The 19,824-nt window shown below is 64.9% G+C and carries 21 protein-coding genes; 6 read left to right on the top strand and 15 right to left on the bottom strand.

Annotated features, from left to right (window positions below):
* Positions 1–223: 223 nt before the first annotated feature.
* From BFE01S_RS44555 to BFE01S_RS25625, 8 genes are all read right to left on the bottom strand, one after another.
* The gene (locus tag BFE01S_RS44555) at positions 224–364 is read right to left on the bottom strand and encodes a hypothetical protein (protein WP_156967149.1); all 141 of its coding nucleotides are present in this window, start codon (positions 362–364) and stop codon (positions 224–226) included.
* 5 nt (positions 365–369) lie between these two features.
* Positions 370–813 carry a lysozyme inhibitor LprI family protein gene (locus tag BFE01S_RS43375; RefSeq protein ID WP_084170154.1) on the bottom strand — a complete coding sequence of 148 codons (444 nt, stop codon included), beginning with the start codon at positions 811–813 and terminating at the stop codon, positions 370–372.
* Entirely contained in the window at positions 801–1,541 is a 741-nt protein-coding gene (locus BFE01S_RS43370; RefSeq protein ID WP_084170153.1) for a LysM peptidoglycan-binding domain-containing protein, read from the bottom strand. The genes BFE01S_RS43375 and BFE01S_RS43370 overlap by 13 nt, the downstream gene beginning before the upstream one ends.
* 652 nt (positions 1,542–2,193) lie before the next feature.
* Positions 2,194–3,357 (bottom strand): ABC transporter substrate-binding protein, encoded by a 1,164-nt coding sequence (locus tag BFE01S_RS25645; protein WP_028227963.1) that lies wholly within the window; start codon positions 3,355–3,357, stop codon positions 2,194–2,196.
* 60 nt (positions 3,358–3,417) lie between these two features.
* Positions 3,418–4,125, bottom strand: a complete 708-nt coding sequence (locus BFE01S_RS25640; protein ID WP_028227962.1) for an ABC transporter ATP-binding protein — start codon at positions 4,123–4,125, stop codon at positions 3,418–3,420.
* Positions 4,109–4,876, bottom strand: a complete 768-nt coding sequence (locus BFE01S_RS25635; RefSeq protein WP_028227961.1) for an ABC transporter ATP-binding protein — start codon at positions 4,874–4,876, stop codon at positions 4,109–4,111. The genes BFE01S_RS25640 and BFE01S_RS25635 overlap by 17 nt, the downstream gene beginning before the upstream one ends.
* Entirely contained in the window at positions 4,869–5,864 is a 996-nt protein-coding gene (locus BFE01S_RS40180; protein WP_042338554.1) for a branched-chain amino acid ABC transporter permease, read from the bottom strand. Before BFE01S_RS40180 ends, BFE01S_RS25635 begins: the two co-directional genes overlap by 8 nt.
* On the bottom strand, positions 5,861–6,730 hold the full coding sequence (locus BFE01S_RS25625; protein WP_028227960.1) for a branched-chain amino acid ABC transporter permease: 870 nt from the start codon (positions 6,728–6,730) through the stop codon (positions 5,861–5,863). Before BFE01S_RS25625 ends, BFE01S_RS40180 begins: the two co-directional genes overlap by 4 nt.
* A gap of 373 nt (positions 6,731–7,103) precedes the next feature.
* On the opposite strand from BFE01S_RS25625, the gene BFE01S_RS25620 reads away from it, so the two are divergent.
* Positions 7,104–7,556 (top strand): MaoC family dehydratase, encoded by a 453-nt coding sequence (locus BFE01S_RS25620; protein ID WP_028227959.1) that lies wholly within the window; start codon positions 7,104–7,106, stop codon positions 7,554–7,556.
* A 31-nt stretch (positions 7,557–7,587) separates the two neighbouring features.
* Positions 7,588–8,370: an SDR family NAD(P)-dependent oxidoreductase gene (locus tag BFE01S_RS25615; RefSeq protein ID WP_028227958.1), complete on the top strand. Its 783-nt coding sequence runs from the start codon at positions 7,588–7,590 to the stop codon at positions 8,368–8,370.
* Positions 8,371–8,514: 144 nt separating this feature from the next.
* Here the strand turns inward: BFE01S_RS25615 and BFE01S_RS46290 are convergent, their stop codons facing one another.
* Positions 8,515–10,251 carry a methyl-accepting chemotaxis protein gene (locus tag BFE01S_RS46290; RefSeq protein WP_028227957.1) on the bottom strand — a complete coding sequence of 579 codons (1,737 nt, stop codon included), beginning with the start codon at positions 10,249–10,251 and terminating at the stop codon, positions 8,515–8,517.
* Between the two features lie 340 nt (positions 10,252–10,591).
* Here BFE01S_RS46290 and BFE01S_RS25605 point away from each other — a divergent pair, with 340 nt between their 5' ends.
* Genes BFE01S_RS25605 through BFE01S_RS25595 form a run of 3 tightly spaced genes read left to right on the top strand, consistent with a single transcriptional unit; the run spans position 10,592 to position 13,017 of the window.
* Positions 10,592–11,647, top strand: coding sequence for an aromatic ring-hydroxylating oxygenase subunit alpha (locus BFE01S_RS25605; protein ID WP_042338570.1), 1,056 nt, complete (start codon positions 10,592–10,594; stop codon positions 11,645–11,647).
* A 21-nt stretch (positions 11,648–11,668) separates the two neighbouring features.
* Complete coding sequence (locus BFE01S_RS25600) at positions 11,669–11,839, top strand: rubredoxin (RefSeq protein ID WP_028227955.1); 171 nt, start codon at positions 11,669–11,671, stop codon at positions 11,837–11,839.
* Positions 11,836–13,017: an NAD(P)/FAD-dependent oxidoreductase gene (locus BFE01S_RS25595; RefSeq protein ID WP_042338553.1), complete on the top strand. Its 1,182-nt coding sequence runs from the start codon at positions 11,836–11,838 to the stop codon at positions 13,015–13,017. The genes BFE01S_RS25600 and BFE01S_RS25595 overlap by 4 nt, the downstream gene beginning before the upstream one ends.
* A gap of 227 nt (positions 13,018–13,244) precedes the next feature.
* Here BFE01S_RS25595 and BFE01S_RS25590 read toward each other — a convergent pair whose 3' ends face one another.
* Entirely contained in the window at positions 13,245–14,165 is a 921-nt protein-coding gene (locus BFE01S_RS25590) for a LysR family transcriptional regulator (protein WP_028227953.1), read from the bottom strand.
* Between the two features lie 372 nt (positions 14,166–14,537).
* On the opposite strand from BFE01S_RS25590, the gene BFE01S_RS40175 reads away from it, so the two are divergent.
* Positions 14,538–15,482, top strand: a complete 945-nt coding sequence (locus tag BFE01S_RS40175) for an NHL repeat-containing protein (protein ID WP_042338552.1) — start codon at positions 14,538–14,540, stop codon at positions 15,480–15,482.
* Between the two features lie 22 nt (positions 15,483–15,504).
* Here the strand turns inward: BFE01S_RS40175 and BFE01S_RS25575 are convergent, their stop codons facing one another.
* The 5 genes from BFE01S_RS25575 to BFE01S_RS25555 all read right to left on the bottom strand — a co-directional run bounded on the left by BFE01S_RS25575 (position 15,505) and on the right by BFE01S_RS25555 (position 19,801).
* Positions 15,505–16,044, bottom strand: a complete 540-nt coding sequence (locus BFE01S_RS25575; RefSeq protein WP_084170152.1) for a molybdopterin-dependent oxidoreductase — start codon at positions 16,042–16,044, stop codon at positions 15,505–15,507.
* Positions 16,045–16,190: 146 nt separating this feature from the next.
* Positions 16,191–16,703 carry an HPP family protein gene (locus BFE01S_RS40170; RefSeq protein ID WP_042338551.1) on the bottom strand — a complete coding sequence of 171 codons (513 nt, stop codon included), beginning with the start codon at positions 16,701–16,703 and terminating at the stop codon, positions 16,191–16,193.
* A gap of 67 nt (positions 16,704–16,770) precedes the next feature.
* The gene (locus BFE01S_RS25565; RefSeq protein ID WP_028227951.1) at positions 16,771–17,973 is read right to left on the bottom strand and encodes an NAD-dependent formate dehydrogenase; all 1,203 of its coding nucleotides are present in this window, start codon (positions 17,971–17,973) and stop codon (positions 16,771–16,773) included.
* A 216-nt stretch (positions 17,974–18,189) separates the two neighbouring features.
* Positions 18,190–19,107, bottom strand: coding sequence for a LysR family transcriptional regulator (locus BFE01S_RS25560; protein WP_028227950.1), 918 nt, complete (start codon positions 19,105–19,107; stop codon positions 18,190–18,192).
* Positions 19,108–19,141: 34 nt separating this feature from the next.
* The gene (locus tag BFE01S_RS25555; RefSeq protein ID WP_028227949.1) at positions 19,142–19,801 is read right to left on the bottom strand and encodes a M24 family metallopeptidase; all 660 of its coding nucleotides are present in this window, start codon (positions 19,799–19,801) and stop codon (positions 19,142–19,144) included.
* Between the last annotated feature and the right edge of the window lie 23 nt (positions 19,802–19,824).

The raw sequence follows: 19,824 nt of genomic DNA, 5'->3' as shown, positions 1-19,824 counted from the left end.
GACATGCTGGCGCCGGCTGCGAGAACACGACTGGCACGACTCGATGGCGTTCGAGCGGACGGGGATGATATTTTGCCCAGTGCTGGCGCTGCGTAGAATTACGGCTCGTAGAGCTTCGTAGGTCTGACGGGTTTTCCACCCGTCGCGACGCGTGATCCGCGCGCCGCGAGGCCCGACCCGGCAGGGGGCCGGGCGAACAGGCACATATCGCCGGTGGGCGGCACTACCGAATCCGCTCCTGCATGGTCTGACTCGCGCGATACGCCTTCTGCGCTGCCGGGCCTTCGTAATCGGCGGGAAATTCGGTTTCCGCGGTGATTCGCGCCCAGGCGCTGGCCAGCGCCTCGAAATGGGACATGCTCATGCAAACTACTTCAACGGCAAATCAGACACCGCGTCAAGTAGCTGTTCGGCTCGTCGGTCATTGAGTTCCGAAACGCAAGCCAAACGGCGCATATCGAGGGCGTTGCCAATTGCTCCCCCGCCCAAAGATGACGCAAATGCACATTGGGCATCCCGGTATCTGGCGAAGTCCTTGTTTGATGCAGCAAGTTTGGCCTTGGCCTCGTTAGCGTACTTATTGTCCTCATCCCATTTTGAGAGGGTGCTAGCTACTTTTTCCTCTGCTTGCCGTAATGCCTTCTGGCTTTTGTCGGCGTGCTTTGCCAAACAGTCTCGCATTCCAGCTTCGGAGAAGGCGCTGCATTCCTCGCGCAAGGCTCGCTCGCCAGGAGCGGGAGGAGTGGCGGCTGCAAGTGCCGATACGGGCATATAAGCCGCGAGGAAAACCCCTAACAGCTTCATTGTGTGCATACGACAACCTTCCCCTTGCGCACCAACGACAATGCGTAATCGAGCTTCCTGGCGTAGTTGGGAGCGCCGCCTCCGTTATAGCGCTGCGAGATCAGCAGCGTGGATATGGGTCGCCAGCGTGTGATGACACGTTGTACCGATGCCTTTCTGTATTTCAACACCTGCCCGGACCGTAGAACAGTAGTTGTCGGATTCAACCCTCTCAGCGTATCGATCGTACTTCCTTGTGCTTTGGCAATCTTGTCAAGACTATCGCCCGGCTTTACAGTGATTTCGTAAACCTCGGTGTCAGCATCGGGCGAGCTTCGGTACTCGAAGCTCGCCATACGCATGAGCAGGTAGCCTATACCTGCCCGGATGTTATCTGCTGGAATGACTCGGACTGATCTCGTCGTCAGTCGCCCTTGAAAGGTCGGCGGGAGAATTAAGTTACCGCCTTCTTTGCCGGAAAGAAGCGATGTCATCCCTGGATCACCGGCTACGCCAATTTGCATTGGCTTGGTGTTCCACTCAGAATGATTGGCTCCCGTTTCGACCCAAATCATCGCTTTGACGAGTTGCCAATCCAATGGCACATACCCTGCTGTGCCAGAAAGGTGGCGGTTGTACTCATTGACTGCTGTCTGGATTTCGCAATCCCAAGAATTCCATCTAGCATCTCCGACTGCCTTGTTGATACCGTCTTGCCATACCTCGAAGCCCGTCTTCGGTGTTGCCTGAATCGCCATATCAGTCTTTTCCGGTTGAGTTGTGCATGTGATCTACGTCAAGGTCGCTGCCATCACGGTCTGCGCCGCATAGCACCGAGTGCGAAGACGCGCGGGTTCGCGGTGCGCGAGTGACTTGCTGCTTCATGCCATGCAAAACTGATGGTCACGCCGACGTCCTGTCCTGCCAAAAACCGCCGAGATGGTAGGCAATCGAGAATGGGACTTCAAGAACCGCTTCCGAGAATCGTACAAATCTGATTTGAGTGCCCAGACGTTCACGACGCGGCAATATCGCCCCCAGCGCTTGCAGCCTTGATGATCTGGTAAGGCAAACCGACAAGGGCATCGTGCGGCCCCGAGCTTTAACGGACGGCCTGCACCGAAGGGGCGCGCTGCTTCCAACACTTGGCGTTATCGAGCACGTCTGTGCTCGGGCGATTGTCCACGGCGACCATCGCATCTACGGCACTCTGGCCAGACCGCTGTCGGACGTGCGCGGCCGGCCGCCGTGTCCGTGATCCGCTCGAGCGGCACGACAACGACTAAATGACCCGATTGGCCTGGCGGGGGCCAGTCTCCGGTCAAGTCGGACTTGCGGCGCACGTCGACCGGAATCTCGAGCGAGGGAAACGCGCTTATACACCACCCCCATCGAACAAACCCAACGCACTCACTTTGCCGCGCTCAACTCGCTGCCCGGCATCGCCTTGATACTGCCGCCTTCCACCACGGCCACCACGGCGCGGCCCATCGTGAAGCCGCCGCGCGCATCCACGCCGGAGAGGCCATCGGGGTTGTTATCCGTCGCGAGGCTCTTGATGGCCTGGTCGAACGACTTGCGGATCGCGGCCGCATCGCTCGTCGTGCCGGCCTGCTTCATGGCGAGCGCGGTGGCCCAGACCGCCGTGTAGTTGAGCGATGCCTCCTGCGTGGGCATGCGTCCGTCGTGCGTCTTCGCGAATCGGACTACGAACGATTTCGCCGAGGGCGCGGGGTCGTCGGCAATGGGCATCACGCCGATCGCACCTTCAAGCGGGCCATAGCCGCCCGCGATCTTCGCGACTTCGTCTAGCTTCGCCTGGTCCATGACCGCGAAACCGCCCTTGTAGCCCAGTTCGCGTGCCTGGCGGATGATGAGACCGGTGGGTTCGGACGGGCCGCCGAGGAAGATCACGTTCGGCTTGGCGGCCAGCACGCGGCTCACGCCGCTGTAGAAGTCGGTCGCGCGGTTATAGGACATGGGGTTGTCGGCCACGACGGTGCCGCCCGCGGCCTGCCACGCGGGTTTGAACGCGGCGACCCAGGCCTTGCCGTAGTCGGTGTCGGTATTGGCGAGCGCGACGGCCTTGCCGTACTTGTCCATCTCGTACTTCACGAACGCCCCCGTGTACGAGGTGAACTCGGGCGGGATGCGCAGCGTGAGCGGATTGCCGCGCGCGGCCAGTTGCGGCACGCTCGTGTAGGCGAGCAGCAGCAGTTTCAACTGTTCGTTGATGGTCTGCACGGCATAGCAGCCGCCCGAATGCGGCACGAGCACCACGGCGGCGCCGTCTTCCTGCACGAGGCGACGCGCGTTGATGGCGGTCTCGCTCGGGTTGTACTGGTCGTCGAGTGCAACGATATCGAGCTTGACCTTCTTGCCTCCCACCGTGAGCCCGGCCTGGTTGATCTCGTTCACGGCCATCTGCATGCCTTCGAGCACCTCTTTGCCGTACTTCGCGGCACCGCCCGAAAGCGGGCCGGAGTAGCCGATATGGACAGTGTCGTCGGCGAAGGCGGGGTGGGCCACGACGAGCGCGGCAATCAGTGCAAAGGACAACTTACGGAGTGTCATTGTCTGTCTCCTGAACGGGTGTGGTTCGGGTTGTGGTTATCGGGGGGCGGCGCCGTGCGCTCAGCCGCCCACGTAGGCGCGCCGTACGGCTTCGTTGCCGGCCAGGCTTTCGTAGGTGCCTTCCAGCACGATGCGGCCGGCTTCCACTACATAGGCACGGTGCGCGATTTTCAGCGCGGCGTGGGCGTTCTGTTCCGCGAGCAGCACGGTAGTGCCGGCGCGGTTGATGCGCGCGATCACTTCGAACATCTGCTTGACCACGAGCGGCGCGAGGCCGAGCGAAGGCTCGTCGAGCAGCAGCACGCGCGGCCGGCTCATGAGCGCGCGGCCGATGGCGACCATCTGCTGCTGGCCGCCGGAAAGCGCGCCCGCGGCGTCGTCCTTGCGTTCGGCCAGCGCCGGGAATAGTTCGAACACCTCATCGAGCCGGGTGCGATTGCCTGCGCGGTCGCGGCGATGAAGGTAGGCGCCGAGCATCAGGTTCTTCAACACCGACATGCCCGGGAACAGCTTGCGTCCCTCGGGGCAGTGGATCACGCCGGCACGTACGACATCGGCCGGCTTTTTGCCCACCAGATCGACGTCTCTCAGGCGGATGTGGCCCGCGCTCGCGCGCGTGAGCGCGCTGGCCGCGCGAAAGATCGAGCTCTTGCCGGCGCCGTTCGCGCCCAGCAGTACCACGAGTTCGCCTTCGCCCGCGTGCAGCGAGATGCCGTGCAGCGCGCGGAAGCTGCCGTAGTCGAGGCTCACGTCATTGAACGTCAGCATGGTCGCTCCCGAGGTAGGCGTCGATTACTGCCTGGTTGGCGCGAATTTCCGCGGGCGTGCCTTCCGCAATTTTTTCGCCGTGGTCGAGAACCATGATCTTGTCGGCGAGATTCATGATCATGTTCATCTTGTGCTCGACGAGGCAGACCGTCTTGCCCGCGCGGGCGATCTTGCGGATCAGTTGGGCGAGGCCGTCGGTCTCCTCGGGGTTGACGCCGCCCGCGGGTTCGTCGAGCAGCAGCAGTTCGGGTTCGGTCGCCAGCGCGAGGGCGATCGCCACGCGCTTTTTCTCCTCCTGCGTGATGTCGCCCGCGGCGCGCGCCTCCACGTTCGCGAGGCCGACAAAGTCGAGTGCTTCGCGCGCCTTCTCCCGGCAGATGCGCTCCTCGGTCTTGCAGCGCTTCGTGCGCAGCAGCACGTCCCAGAGGCCCGAGCGCGTGCGCAGGCGGTGACCCACGATCAGGTTATCGAGCACGGTCGCGCCTTCGAAGAGCGCCGTGGCCTGGAAGGTGCGCGCAACCCCCAGGCGCGCCATGCGGTCCGCGCGCAGGCCGGTCACGTCCTCGCCGCGCAGGCGGATCGAGCCGCTCGTCGGCCGGTACATGCCGCTGATGAGGTTGAAGAACGTGGTCTTGCCCGCGCCGTTGGGGCCGATGATCGCGTTGACCTTGCCCGGCTCGATGCGCGTGCTGATGCCGCTCACGGCACACAGGCCGCCGAAGCGCTTGCTGAGGTTGTCGATCTCAAGCATGGCCGTCTCCCCGCGACGCCTGGTGCACGCCCGCCGGCGGCAGGCGGCGCGGCGAGATGCGTTTGCGCGCGCCGTTATAGAGGCCGACGAGGCCGTTCGGCAAAAAGATCAGCAGTCCGATAAGAAGCGGTCCGAACACGAGGAAGCGGTAATCCTGCATGAACTGCAGGTATTGCGTGAGCCACGGCACCGCGAGCGCGCCGATCAGCGGACCGGCCAGCGTGCCGATGCCGCCCACCACCACGTACATCGTCATGTCGAAGGTATGGTCGATGCTCGCGAGGTCGGGGCCGAGAAAGCGCACGAAGCCCGCGTAAAGGCCGCCCGCGATGCCCGCATAGAACACGGAAACGAGAAACGCCAGCAGCTTGTTGCGCATGAGCTCGATGCCGAGCGCCTGGGCGAGGTTCTCGCTGTTGCGGATGGCGATGAAGGTGTGTCCGAGCAGCGAATCGACGATGCGGTGCATGAGCCACATGCCGGCGGCGAGAAAGGCGAGGGTGAGGTAGTAGAGCGAGCGCGGGCTGTCGAACGTGACGGGGCCGATGCCGGGCGGCGCGGCAATGCCGATGATGCCCACTACGCCATGCGTAAGGCTGTCCCACTTCTCGATGGCGAGGAAGATGATGTAGCCCACGCAGAGCGTGAAGATCGAGAAATAGTTGCCTTTGAGGCGCAGCGAGAGCAGGCCGACAAAGAAGCCGAGCACCACGCACACCACGCCTGAGAGCGCGAACGCGATCCAGAACGGCACCTGATGATCGACAGTCAGGATACCTACGGTATAGGCGCCGATGGCCATGAAGCCGCCGTGCGCGAGGTTGAACTGGCCCGTGTAGCCGGTGATGAGATTCAGGCCCACGGTGGCGAGCGCGAAGATATAGGCCGTGGCCATGACCGTGAGCGTGTAGTCGTTGCGCACGAAGAACGGCAGGGCGAGGCCGAGCGCGAGGAGCGCGAGCCAGCCGAGAGGGCGTGAGGTCTTCATGATGTGCGCGCCTCCCGGGCGAAGAGGCCTTGCGGGCGCAGCGAAAGAATCGCGACGAGCAGCACGAAGGCAATGAGATCCTGGTAGTCCGATGAAACGTAGAAAGCGCCGAAGCTTTCCGCGAGCCCGATGATGAGGCCGCCCACCACGGCGCCGGGCACGCTGCCCATGCCGCCCAGGATGATGATGACGAAGGCCTTGAGAATCACGAGTTGCCCCATCGCCGGATAGATCAGGTTGATGGGCGCGTAGAGCGTGGCGGCGACGGCGGCGAGCGCCCCCGAGATCGCGAACGTGAGCATGCCCACCTTGCGCGTATCGATGCCCATGAGCGCGGCGCCTTCGCGGTTCTGCGCGACGGCGAGTAGGGTCGAGCCGGCCACGGTGTGATGCAGGAAGAGCTGCAGCACGAGCACGAGGCCGAACGCGCCGCCGATGATCAGAAGCCGCTGAATGGGCGCGATCACGCCCGACCATTCCACCACGCCGCCCCAGGGGGGCGCCATGCGCTGAAAGTCGGTGCCCCAGAGCGCCTGGGCGCCGGCCTGCAGAAACAGCATGAGGCCGATGGCGGCGATCATCGGAGAGAGGCCCGGCGCATTGCGCAGCGGGTGGAAGACAAGCTGCTCGGCGAGCATGGCCAGCACGGCCACGCAGACTGCGGCGGCGGCCATGGCCACCCAGTAGTTCAGGCCGAAGCGGGTGGAGAGGAAGAACGCAGCGAAGGCGCCCACCATGTAGAACGCGCCGTGCGCGAAATTGGGCACCGCCATGATGCCGTAGACGAGGGTGAGACCCAGCGCGACGAGACTGTACACGCCGCCTAGCGTCAAGCCGTTGAGCACCTGCTGCAAAAACAGATCCACCATGACCCTCCTGAATGCGGGAAACCGGTGTTGTGCCGCGGCCGTCGCCGCGCGATGCGCACCTGGAAAACGGTGGCGAAGGCGGTCAGACGAAAGCGCGTTTCAGGCCGTAATTTGGCAATGAATTCTGCTATGCAGTCACCTTAGGGGAAATACCGAATGATCGTGCGTTTTTTGCGCCGGCACCAGAAATTCGCTGCTGCCCGGGCTTTTCTGGCCCGACTGACAGGCCACTCGGGCGAACCCCGGGTTGACCCCGGGTACAGCGTTGTCTACATTCTGCAATGCAGACATAAATTCTGATTAGTGGAATGATCGTATCGAGGGCGCAGCGGTGGGGCCACCCGCCGCTGCGCCTTCTGGAGGCCGGCTCTTGAAAATCTTCGGGCAACTTGGCGCACTGCAGGCCCACGTGGGCGAAGCGCTGGGCGTGGGCGAGTGGATGACCGTCGACCAGCCGCGCATCGACCAGTTCGCGCACGCCACCCACGATCGTCAATGGATTCATGTCGATCCCGCACGTGCGGCGGACGGCCCATTCGGCGCGACCGTCGCTCACGGCTTTCTGACGCTGAGCCTGTTGCCCGCGCTCTGCGCGACTGCGTTCCATGTGGAGGGCTCGCGCATGGGCGTCAACTACGGGCTCGATCGTGTGCGCTTTCCGGCGCCCGTTCCGGTCGGCAGCCGTATCCGCGCGGCCTGCCGGTTGCTGGAATACACGCCGCTCGAGCAGGGCGCGCAACTGACGATTGAGGCGACTGTCGAGCGCGAGGGCTCGGAAAAACCCGTTTGCGTGGCGCAAATGGTGTCGCGCCGCTATTACTGAGCAAACGGCTTCGAAGAAACGAGGAGAACTCATGTGTTTCACCGGGCGGGTAGCGATCGTAACGGGCGCCGCCAGCGGCATTGGCCGCGCAACAGCGCAGCGCCTCTACGACGAGGGCGCTGCACTCGCGCTCATCGACCGCAACGCGGAGGCGCTCGCAGCCGTTGCGGACGGCATGGACCGCGCCCGCGTCTGGCACGCGAGCCTCGATGTCGCGCGCGAAAACGACGTGGCGAGTTGCGTCGATCGGGTACTGCAACGCTTCGGCACCATCGACGTGCTCTGCAACAACGCCGGCATTGCGGGCGGCGACTATTCGCTGGTTTCCGAAACGAAAACCGACGTCTGGCAACACGTTCTCGGCGTCAACCTGATGGGCGTCGTGCATTTCACCAAATGGGCTTCGCGCATCATGATCGAGCGCGGGCGGGGTGCCATCGTCAATACGGCCTCGGTGGCGGGCGTGCGCTCGGGGGCGGGCGGCAATGCGTACAGTGCTTCGAAAGCGGCGGTCATCAACCTCACGATGACGAGCGCGTGCGATCTCGCGCCCTGGCATATCCGCGTGAACGCCGTGTGCCCCGGCCTCATCGAAACGGGCATGACGGCGCCCGTGTTTGCACGCGCACGCGAGCAGAACAAGGAGGACCGGCTGGGCTACCGCTGCGAATTGCGCCGCCCGGGGCGCCCCGAGGAAGTGGCCGCGGCGATTGCGTTTCTCGCGAGCGACGACGCGAGCTATGTGACAGGCCAGGCGCTGCCGGTGGATGGCGGCAATACGGCTTCGCTGAATTTGCCGGGAATGAAGGTGTGAGGGGGGTGTGCGGCCCGGGTAATCGATGCGTGACGTCCTGGTGCATGCGAAGGCGTCACTATCGCCGATATCGGTTGGTGGTCGTTGCCCGTGATATCCGGAGCACGCCCTGCCTACCCCGGACATCCGACCGCCCGCCACCTTTCAAAACGTTTCCCAGTCCGACGATGCACCGGCGCTCGCGCCGGCAGCAGCCGTAGCGGGCACGGGGGCGGGCACCGGCTTCGACACGGCGCGAGGCGCCGCAGGGCGAACCGGCTTCGATAATGCCGGTGCGCGCGCAACGGTTTTCACAGCCGCCGCCGGCACGGCCGCCACCGCCGCTGCGCCCCTGTCGTTCGCGAGCTTGAACACCGAGATCGCACGTTTTTGCTGGGCCGCCTGCTGTTCGAGCGATTGCGCAGCGGCGGAGGCTTCTTCCACCAGCGCGGCGTTCTGCTGCGTGACTTCGTCCATCTGGCCCACGGCGCAGTTCACCTGCTCGATGCCGCGGCTTTGCTCTTCCGAAGCCGCGGAGATTTCCGCGTTGATGTCCGCCACACGGCGGATGGCCTGCTGCACGTCGCCCATCGTGCGGCCCACTTCTTCGGCCTGCGTCGAGCCTTCGTGAATCGTGCTCACCGAACTGTGGATCAGATCCTTGATTTCCTTCGCGGCGCTCGAAGCGCGCTGCGCGAGGCTGCGCACTTCGCCCGCGACCACGGCGAAGCCGCGTCCCTGCTCGCCCGCGCGCGCCGCTTCCACGGCCGCGTTCAAGGCAAGGATGTTGGTCTGGAAGGCAATGCTTTCGATGAGGCCCGTGATATCGGCAATCTTCGTCGAGCTGCTGTTGATCTCGGTCATCGTCGCCAGCATGGCTTCGACCACCTGGGCGCCCTTGTCGGCGATCTGCGAAGCGTTCGTGGCGAGCGTCGTGGCCTGGCGCGCGTTGTCGGAATTCTGCTTGACCGTGGCGGTGAGCTCTTCCATGCTCGCGGCCGTTTCTTCGAGCGATGCCGCCTGTTCCTCGGTGCGCGAAGAGAGATCCATGTTGCCCGCGGCGATCTCGCCCGACGCCACGAGTATCGACTCGCTCGACGTTTTCACGCCGCGCACGATCTCCGCGAGTTGCGCATCCATCTGGCGCAGCGCCTGCAGCAGGCGGCCGAATTCGTCGTTCGTGCGCACGTCGATGGCGCCTTCGAGCTGGCCGTCGGCAATGCGCTGCGCCGCCGTCATCGCGGTGGCGAGCGGTCCCGTGATGGCGCGCGACAGATAGCGCCACGCCCCGATCCCGACGATCAGACCCGCCGTGAGCAACGCGATGGCGGTGTAGAGCAGGGTGTGGAAGGTGTCGTTGCCTTCGGCCGCCGAGCTCTTGATCTGGCCGGCGTTGATGCCGATGTCTTCGTTGATGGCATCCGAGAGCGCGCTGCTTACCGATGAAAGCGTGCCGATGGCGGGGTCCGACGCGTCGAGCTTGCCGGCTTCCGCCGAAGCGAGTAGCGGGTCGAACTGCGACTTGTAGTCGGCCATCAGGCTGGCAATGCGGTCGGCCACCTTGCGCTCGTCGTCGTCGGTAACGCGCCCCGGATAGTAGTCGCTCCAGGACGTCGCCATCTTTTGTTCGAGCTCGCGGGCATGGTCGACCAGCGGCTTCGCCTGCGCGGGATCGTGCTGGATGACGAGCCGGTCGAAGGTGGTGCGCATGCGCAGCGAAGAGGTTTGCGTGGCGGCGAGATCCTCCATCGGCACGGCGCCGTCCGTGTACATGGAACGCATGTCGCTGCTCAACGTTGCGAGGCCGCGCATGCTCATCAAGCCAATCGCAATCATCAGCGCAATGCACGCTGCGAAAGCGAGGGCGATCTTGAGTTTGATGGTGCCGGTCAGTCTGCTCATCCTGCTTTACCTGTGTCATGAAAATGCAAGTGCCCATCGTTCGCCGCGAAGGTCGTGGCGTCTTTATTGATCAGACAAAACCACGCTGCGATCAGGGTCTTGAATAGGTATACGGCACTGCGTGGCGCGACCTTAGGGAAATAAATCGTGGCCGAACGCGCGAGGCCATGCGCGCTTGCGATGCGAACGACCATGAGCCTATGCCGTCGCATACATAGACTTCATGACGCTGGAGGGATGGGACGCGGCTTCGCGTCTGGATATCGTGGCGTCCAGGCGGTGCGATTCGATTGACAAGCCGGATGCGCTGCCACGAACCCACACGAATCAGGAGACGCGCATGAGCCAGCCGCAAGTGGTGGCACTGACCCGGTCGAAGTCGCCCGCCATTCCCCGCAACTGCACCTTCGACACCCGCGACTGGGAGATACTGAGCCGCTACTGGCACCCCGTCGCCTTTTCGGCCGACCTGCTCGACAAGCCGCTCAGCGTGACGCTGCTCGACGAACCGCTCGTCGTCTATCGCGCCCACGGACGCGTGGTTGCCGCGCGCGACGTGTGTCCGCACCGGGGCGCGCCGCTCAGTCGCGGCTGGGTGCACAACGATCAACTCGTTTGCCCGTATCACGGCCTCGAATACGAGGCGAGTGGACGCTGCAGCCACATTCCTTCGCAGCCCGAAGGACCGATTCCGGAACGCCTGTGCCTGACCACCTATGCGGCGCAGGAAGCGTATGGCCTCGTGTGGGTGTCGCTCGGCGGCGGCGAAATGCCGTTGCCCGATTTCCCGGCCTGGAATACCGAGGGCTTTCAGCAGATCCTGCCGCCTTCGATCGATATTCGCGCTTCGGCAGGGCGTCAGACCGAAGGCTTCATCGATGTCGCGCACTTCGCATGGATTCACCACGACAGCTTCGCCGACCGGCGCAATCCGGTTGTGCCGCAGTACTCGGTCGAGCGCCGCGAAAACGGCCTGCGTGCCGAATACGTGAGCACGGTCAGCAATTTTCCGAAGTCCATGCAGCATCGCGCACCCGAGGGTTATCTGTGGCGCCGCGTGTTCGAAGTCGACGTGCCGTTCTTCGCGCGACTCACGGTGCATTTTCCCGAGAATGGCCGGCTCGCCATTCTCAATGCGGCGAGCCCGGTGTCCGCGCGGCATACGCGGCTCTTCGTGCCGATCGCCCGCAACTTCGACCACGACCTGCCGCTCGACGACGTTTATGCGTTCAACCGCCAGGTGTTCGAAGAGGACCGTGCCATTGTCGAACTGCAATGCCCGGAAGACCTGCCGATCGACCGCTCGCTCGAAGCCCCCATCCTTGCCGACCGCTCCTCGGGTGCTTACCGGCGCGCGCTGGGAGAGATCGGCCTCGGCCAGTCGTATGTGCGTTGAGCGAATCGCAGGGGAACCGTCATGAAGATCTGGGAATGCGTGATTTGCGGGTTTCGCTACGACGAAGCCGAAGGTCTGCCGCACGAGGGCATTGCGCCCGGCACGCGCTGGGAGGACGTGCCCGAAGACTGGGTCTGCCCCGACTGCGCCACGGGCAAGCACGACTTCGACATGCAGGTGGTGCCGGCATGAGCGCACAGACACAAGCTCAGGGTGGACCGGCTCCGCTCGTGATCGTCGGCACCGGTCTTGCGGGGTACACGGTGGCACGCGAGTGGCGCAAGCTCGATAGCGAAACGCCGCTCGTCCTGCTGAGCCGCGACGATGGCCGGTTCTATTCGAAGCCCGCGCTCTCCAATGCGCTGGCGCAGAAGAAGGAGCCCGATCAACTCGCCACCTTCGACGCGGCCGCCATGGCCACGCAACTACGGGCCCGCATCGCGACGCATTGCGACGTGCGCCGCTTGCTGCCCGACGCGCATTCGATCGTGCTCGACAGCGGCGAAGTACTGCGCTACCGCGCGCTCGTTCTGGCCACGGGCGCCGATGCGCGGCGCGTGCCGATAGAAGGCGACGGTGCGGACGACGTACTCTCGGTCAACGATCTCGCCGACTATGTGCGCTTTCGCGAAACGCTTCGCACGTGCAGGTCGGTGGCGATCCTCGGCGCAGGGCTGATCGGCTGCGAGTTTGCGAACGACCTGGTGGCGGCCGGGCACGCGGTGACGCTCGTCGATCCGGCCGATGCGCCGCTTTCGCGGCTCTTGCCATCGGAAGCGGCAGCGGTGTTCGGCCGCGCGTTGGCGGCCGCGGGCATCGACCTGCGGGCAGGCGTGAGCGTCAATTCCATCGCGCGATGCCCGCGCGGCTACCGGCTGCTGCTCTCGGACGGCACGCGCCTCGATGCCGATGTCGTGCTCTCCGCCATCGGGCTTGCGCCGAGAATCGCGCTGGCGCGCGATGCCGGCCTCGAAGTCGCGGACGGCATCGTGACCGACGCATGGTGCCGCACGAGTGCGCCCGACATCTACGCGCTAGGCGATTGCGCCGCTATCGACGGCCGCGTGCGTCCTTACGTACTGCCAATCATGCATGCGGCGCGCGCGCTTGCGCAGGGTCTGGCCGGCAAGCTCACGCGCGTGGAGTTCCCTGCGATGCCCGTGATCGTGAAGACGCCGGCCATACCGGCCGTGGTGGTGACGCCCGCCGCGCAGGGCCGCTGGTCCACCACGGTCGGCATGGGCGATGCGCCCCACGCCGCGCGTGCGCTCTGCGAGGATCCGGAAACGGGGCGTATAACCGGCTTCGCGCTGCTCGACGCAGCCACCGCAGAGAAGGCATCGCTGCTCAAAGCGATGGCACCTGCGTAGAGGGAAGAGCTGGACCCGACATAAGCGCATGCGCGGGTCGCACCGTCCGTGCCGCGCATCGCCCCTCGACAGGCAGCTTCTTCGCTGACCGACACCTGTTGCGGATCGAGGGTCATGGGGTTCTCCTGTCTTGCTCCATGAGTTTCGACCGTTTGCCGCCGCGAGCGAGGGCTCGCGGCTTTTTTTATTGTGCGTTGCTTCATGCCATCTTGCCATGCCCACCGCCGTCACCGCACAAGACTCTTCGCCACGCCCGCCACCAGCCGCCTTAGCCAGACCACCGCCGCGCTGCGATGGGTGCGGTCATGCCAAAGCTGATAGTAGGTGAGCGCTCGGGGCTCGCAGGGAATGGGCTCGATGCGCAGCGGCAGCAAGCTGCAAAAATGCGTGGCGAGCGCGCGCGTGGTCGTGAAAAGCAGATTCGAGCGTAGCAGCACATACGGCGCCATGCCGAAGTAGGGCATCGTCGTGGTCACGTTGCGCGAGAGGCCGCCGCGCGCGAGTTCGATATCGATGGTGCCGAGCCCGGTTTCGTGGTGCGTGGTGACACCCAGGTGATCGGCCTCCTGGTAGATCGCGCGCGTGAGGTTGCCGCGCTTGACGGGGTGGTCCTCGCGCATCACGCAGACCAGGTCGTCCTTGCACAGCGGCTGGAGATGGAGCAACTCGGGCGGCGTACTCCAGTTGCCGATCACGAGGTCGAGCGTGCCGCTTTCCAGCGCGTGTTCATAGCCGCCTTCCACGGTCATCAGATGCCGGAAGTCGATGCGCGCGCGCGGCGCTTCCTGCTTGAACGCATCGACGATGGCGGGCAGAAAGAACACGTCGAGATAATCGGGCGAGCCGATGCGAAAAGTCCGCTGCGTGGTCGCGGGATCGAAGCTGATGGTGGGGTTCAGCACGGCCGAAATACCGGCGAGCGCCTGGTCGAGCGGTTCGATCAGCGTCATGGCGTGACTGGTGGGCACCATGCGGCTGCCGCTGCGCACGAGCAGGGGATCGCCCGTCATTGCGCGCAGCTTGCGCAGCGCAACGCTGATGGTCGGCTGCGATTGCCCGAGCAGCACGGCGGTGCGCGAAACGCTCGATTCCGTAATCAAGGTATGGAGAATCTTGAGGAGGTGGGAGTCTATGACTTGTCTGTGCATGGGGCCGCCATCGGATTGCCTGGGTGTTTCGACGCGTCTTCGAGGCGCTTGTTTTATCGATTTCCACGATGTATACGTAGCGATATTTCGTGAGTCAATCGACGTGCCGGGCGAATCAATGGGGAAAGCCTTGCGATTCGGGCTTTATAACGGACTGGGTATTGTGTTTATGTTCGCTTTGCCATGCGAATCTCACCGTGGACGTGAATGAACAGAATGCGCGAGCGCGCGGATTCTATCGGCATTATGGTTTCGAAGACGTCGGCCGTTCGTCCATCGACGCAGCAGGCCGGCCGTTTCCGCTGATACACATGGCGCTGCACGCTTGAACGCAAGCCGCACCGCCTTGATGGCCGCAATTAAGGAGATCCGATGATCCGCTTACCGGCAGTGGCCCATTCGCACGCATTGCGTCGCATTGCTCTGGCCTCTTTGTTGTGCGCACTCGCGCAAACCTGGGGCTGCGCGTTGCAGGGGCAAGGACCGCAGGCCGACGCCAGCCCCGTCGCACTCGACGCCCGTCCCAACGGTCTTGCGGTCCGTCCGGACGACGGCGCCATCTATCTGACCGACGACGCAACGAGCAGCGTGCTGCGTTCGACCGATGGCCGCGCGTTCAGCCGCTACGCAGGGGTTCCCGCCGCGGCTGGCCAGGCCGCGAGCCTCAGCCAGATCGCGTTCGATGCCGAAGGGAATCTGCTCGTCGAGCGTTTCGGATTCGGCACGGCGGGCGGGCTCTTCAGCATTGCCGGGGCAGACCACGTAGTGGCCCTGGCCGGTCTGGACCCCACGCGGCGCAGGCTTGGGCTCGCATCCGCCGGGGCGCATCGCGCGCTTTCGACATGGTTCAAGGGCGGCGGCGAGGGCGGCGCCACGGGCGGCCTGAGCCTCGTGACCTACGACGCGGCTACGGGCGAGGCCCGCGAGCGCGACCTCGTCACGGGACTCGGCAAGCCGGTGGGCGTGGTCGTGCTGGGCGACAAGGTTTTCGTGGCCGACCAGGCGCGCAACGTGATCGTCAGCGCTTCGTTGCCGGGGCTCCTCGCCGCGGCGCAGCCGGTTTCGGGCATGGATACGTACGCCCGGATCGCGCACCCGGACCTGATGGCCGCCGACCCGGCGACCGGCGCGCTTTATACGCGCTGCAACGCGGCATCGGTTTGCCGGATTACCGCCGATGGCATAGTCAGCGAAATCGCAAGCGGCTTTCACGACGCGCGCGGCGTCGCGCTGAATCCTTCGCGGCACCTGCTTTATGTAGTGGATCGTGCGGCGCCGGGCGGCACCAGCTTTCTGCGCAGCGTGACGCTGCCTTGAGCGCTCGCGCGCACCGGCAATCTCAGACCTGGATCACGCGTGCCTCGATGCGCGCGAGACGCTTGACATGGCGCGGCGCCGGCACGAGATCGGCGCCGGAAAAGAGCACCGGCGCGCCGCTTTCCTCGCTCAGCGCCTTGCCGCCGCATTCGTAGGCAATGATGGCTTGCTGGCCCACGGGCGTATTGAACAGCTCGTGCCACGAAAACATGACGGCATAGCCGTCGTGCCCGAGCGCCACGAAGATCATCCGCTTGAACTCGCCCGGCGTGTCGCAGCGCACGCCGGCGTGCTGGATGAGATCGGTGAGCAGGACGCCGCGATAGGGTTCGACGGTACGGATGAAGCGTTGTGTCGTATAGCAGCGCAGATCGAACGGCGCACAGGTCACCGCCGGGAATGCCTGGAGGTCGTCGAGCGAGAGCGCGAGCGGGCGCATCAGGCTGCCCGTGACATGCAGCGCGATGGCGTGCTCCGTGGCGGCATGCGCGGCAGCGTGGGCTGCGGGCGGCACAGCGGCGGCAGTGGCGGCGGCGGTGGGGGCGGTCTGCACGGTATCCATCGTCGGGTCTCCGGGCCGGTTTGGCCAGTCTCGGTCGCGATATAGTCCTGCGTATATTACGCGGTGCGCGCCCGCCGATCCAGTCTGGCCAGAAACATGGTGATTATGTCGTTGCCCTCATGCCCCGATAACGCTGCATCCCTGTCTTAGGGGGACGGATTGCCTGCCGGTATCCTTTCGAAGCACCGCGCCACCCGGTTCACCGTCTGCGAAACCGCGAAGAGCCCCAGCACGCCCACCAGCACGGGGCAGAGCAGAAAGCTCGCCGATCCGGTGCCGCTCAGCATGATGACGAGCGGGTCCGCGCCGGCAGGGGGATGGATCGAACGCGTGATCTGCATGGCCGCAATCGCGAGGCCGGTGGCAACGGCCATGGCCCACACGCCGTTGCCGGCGAGCCGGAAGATGGCCAGCCCCACGGCGGACGCAATCAGGTGGCCCAGTATCAGGTTCTTCGGCCGTGCGAAGACACTCGCGGGCGCCGCGAACAGCAGGACGCTCGAAGCCCCGAACGGCGCGATCAGAAGCGGCAGTCCGGTGAACTTCGCGAGCGAGCCGAGTAGGGCGATGGCGGCTGCGCCACCCAGCAGGCCGCGCAACACCTCCGGGCCAACGACGAAGCGCGGCGGGGCTGCCGCCGTTCCGTGGGTTTCTCTCATGAAAATAGTATGGATAACTGAATGATAAAAGCCGCGCGCTTCAATTAGAGGCGCGCGGCACGGCAGCTTAGGCTGTGGTGTAGCGGCTCGCCTCTTCGGAACCCGCCGTTGCATTGCCGGCGCTATACGAGTGTGCGCCGACGCCGGCCAGCTTGCCGCCGTCCACCACGAGGTACTCGTCGCGAATCGGCTGGCCCGCGAACCAGCATTCGAGAATCTCGCGCGTGCCTGCGGCGTAACGCGCCTGCGCCGAAAGCGTCGTGCCCGAGGTATGCGGCGTCATGCCCTGATACGGCATGCTGCGCCACGGATGATCGCGCGGCGCCGGCTGAGGGAACCACACGTCGCCGGCATATCCGGCCAGTTGCCCGCTTTCCAGCGCGCTCACGATCGCATCGCGGTCGCAGATCTTGCCGCGCGCCGTATTGATGATGTAGGCGCCGCGCTTCATCTTCGAGATCATCTGCGCGTTGAAGAGATGCTCGGTCTCCGGGTGCAGCGGGCAGTTGATCGTTACCACGTCGCATACCTTCACCATCGACTCCACGGTGGGGTGCCACGTGAGGTTGAGTTCGCGCTCGACCTGCTCGGGCAGGCGGTGGCGGTCGGTGTAGTGGAGCTTGACGTCGAAGGGCTTGAGACGGCGCAGCACCGCCGTGCCGATGCGGCCCGCGGCCACCGTGCCCACGTGCATGCCTTCGAGGTCGTAGGCGCGCTCCACGCAGTCGGCGATGTTCCAGCCGCCTTTCTTCACCCACTCGTGCGAGGGCAGATAGTTGCGCACCTGCGAGAGAATCATCATGACCACGTGCTCGGCCACGCTGATGCTGTTGCAGTACGTGACCTCCGCCACCGTGATGCCGCGCTCGATCGCGGCCTGCAGATCGACGTGGTCGGAGCCGATGCCGGCCGTGAGCGCGAGCTTGAGCTTCGGTGCTTTGGCAATGCGTTCGGCGGTGAGGTAAGCCGGCCAGAACGGCTGCGAGATCACGATTTCGGCGTCGGCGAGCTCTTTCTCGAAGCGCGAGTCGGGGCCGTCCTTGTCGGATGTGACCACCAGCGTGTGGCCTTGCGATTCGAGAAAGCGGCGCAGACCCAGTTCGCCGGAGACGCTGCCCAGCAACTCGCCCGGCGTGAAGTCGATTGCCTTCGGGGTGGGCGCCGTTTGCCCGTCGTGGTAGCGCTCGATGGTGGGAACGGTGTCGCGTGCGTAGCGTTTGGGCATGCCGTTGACAGGGTCGTCGTACAGCACGCAAAGAACCTTGGCCATGAATCTCACTCCATGTTGAAAGAGAAGAACGGGGCGGGCAGGCGCGGTGCAGCAGCGCCGTTCTGCCCTTGCTACGATCGTTCGGTGCGCGAAAGATCGATGGCCAGAGTGTTGTCGAGGACGTGGGGGCGGGTCCAATCGTTTGGAGGGATCGGCTGATAACTGCGGCTTATCAACATGCGCGAGCGCGGTCGATGCAGACCGTGCCCACCCGTTTCAGGTATCGGAGAGCAGGGCGTCGAAGCGGCCCTGCAGGTCGAGGCGCTGCGCCGCTTCCCACAGCGCCGAAACGAGCGGCGGCATCACGGGGGCATTGCGCGTGATGAGGCCGATCTCGCGCGTGAGCTCGGGCTTGAGCAGGGTGGCCGCGAACGCACCGTGGCCATGCACGCTGCCGAGCAAGCTATGCGGCAGCACGCTGTGCACCTGCACGTGCTGGATGCTCGAGAGCAGCGTGAGCAGCGAATCGGCCTCCGCGACCACGGTGGGCTGCACCCCCGCGCGCCGCAGCGCCGCGTTGATAACCTGGCGGTTCTGCATGGACGCATTGAGCAGGCAGAGCTGCAGGCCGCCCAGATCGGCCCAGCGGTCGATGCCGGCACAGGCGCCTTCGCCGCTGCCGGCAGGCGACATCAGGACATAGCGCTCGCGATAGAGCGGCGAGACGGCGAAGCCGGCCTGCACCTCGCGGTCGAGGTAGGTGAAACCGATGTCGAGCTCGAAGTCGTCGAGCTGGCGCAGGATGTCGGTCGAACTGAGCGAGCGCAGCGAAAAGCGGATCTCGGCGTGTTCGGCGCGGCAACTGGCGACGAGCAGGCTCACCACGGGCAGCGTGGTGGGAATCACACCGATCCTGAGCGTGCCGCTCAAGCGCACGCGTGCTGCGGACGCATCCTGGCGCATGTGTTCGAGCGTCGCCAGCGTCTGGCGCGCCCAGCCCAGCACGCGCTCGCCTTCTTCGGTAAAGCCGAGAAAGCGCCTGCCGCGCTGCACGATCACGAGGCCGAGTTCGTTCTCCAGGCTGCGGATGGCCGAGGAAAGCGCGGGCTGCGAGACGTTGCAGACTTCGGCTGCACGCGCGAAGTGCTGCTCGCGCGCGAGCGTGACGAGGTAGTTGAGTTGGCGAATGAACATCGCGGGCGCGCGCGAGGCCGATGCGCGAACGCACCTACGCGAGCAGATCCTCGTAGAACGCGCCGAAGGGCCGCGTGGGGTGGGCGATCTGGATTTCGAGGATCCACAGGCCCGCCGCAGGCGCCGCGTCGAAGTCGCCCAGGTTGCCCGCCTTGTAGATCGCGTGGGGAAAGTCGCTCACGCGATGGCCTTTGATATCGACGTTCAGGCGCCAGCCGTGCGCCTCGGCCCGTTCGGCCGCGTAGTCGTAGAGCGCGATGCCGCTGCATCCGGTGCCGCGCCAGTGGGCTTCGACTTCGTCGAACACGGTCCTGGCGGCACGCGCGCAATCGTGCATCTCGCGGTCGCTGCCCGTGACGAAGGTCGCGCCGGCATCGCCCTCGTGGCCGCCCCAGACCACGCCCAGATCGACGAAGAAGATGTCGTCCTCGCCGAGCACGGGGTCGCCTGCGGAACGTTCCTTGAAGGTGCGCAGCGTGTTTTCGCCGAAGCGGATCAGTACCGGGTGCCAGATGCGCTCCATGCCGAGCGCCTGGAGGATTTCCTTGCCGCGCAGGTTGGCTTCCGACTCGCGCATGCCGGGCCGCAGGGCCTCGGCAATCTGCTCGACTGCTTTCCAGGTCATGGCCCGGGCGTGCTCCATGGCCGCGAGAGAGAAGTGCTCTCCCACCGCCTGCTTCGAATGGCTGTTCACCGCGTCGTGCTCCAGTTGGGGAT

The sequence above is a fragment of the Paraburkholderia ferrariae NBRC 106233 genome (assembly GCF_000685035.1).
Taxonomy (GTDB): Bacteria; Pseudomonadota; Gammaproteobacteria; order Burkholderiales; family Burkholderiaceae; genus Paraburkholderia; species Paraburkholderia ferrariae.
This window is presented reverse-complemented; position numbering and strand designations above follow the sequence as displayed.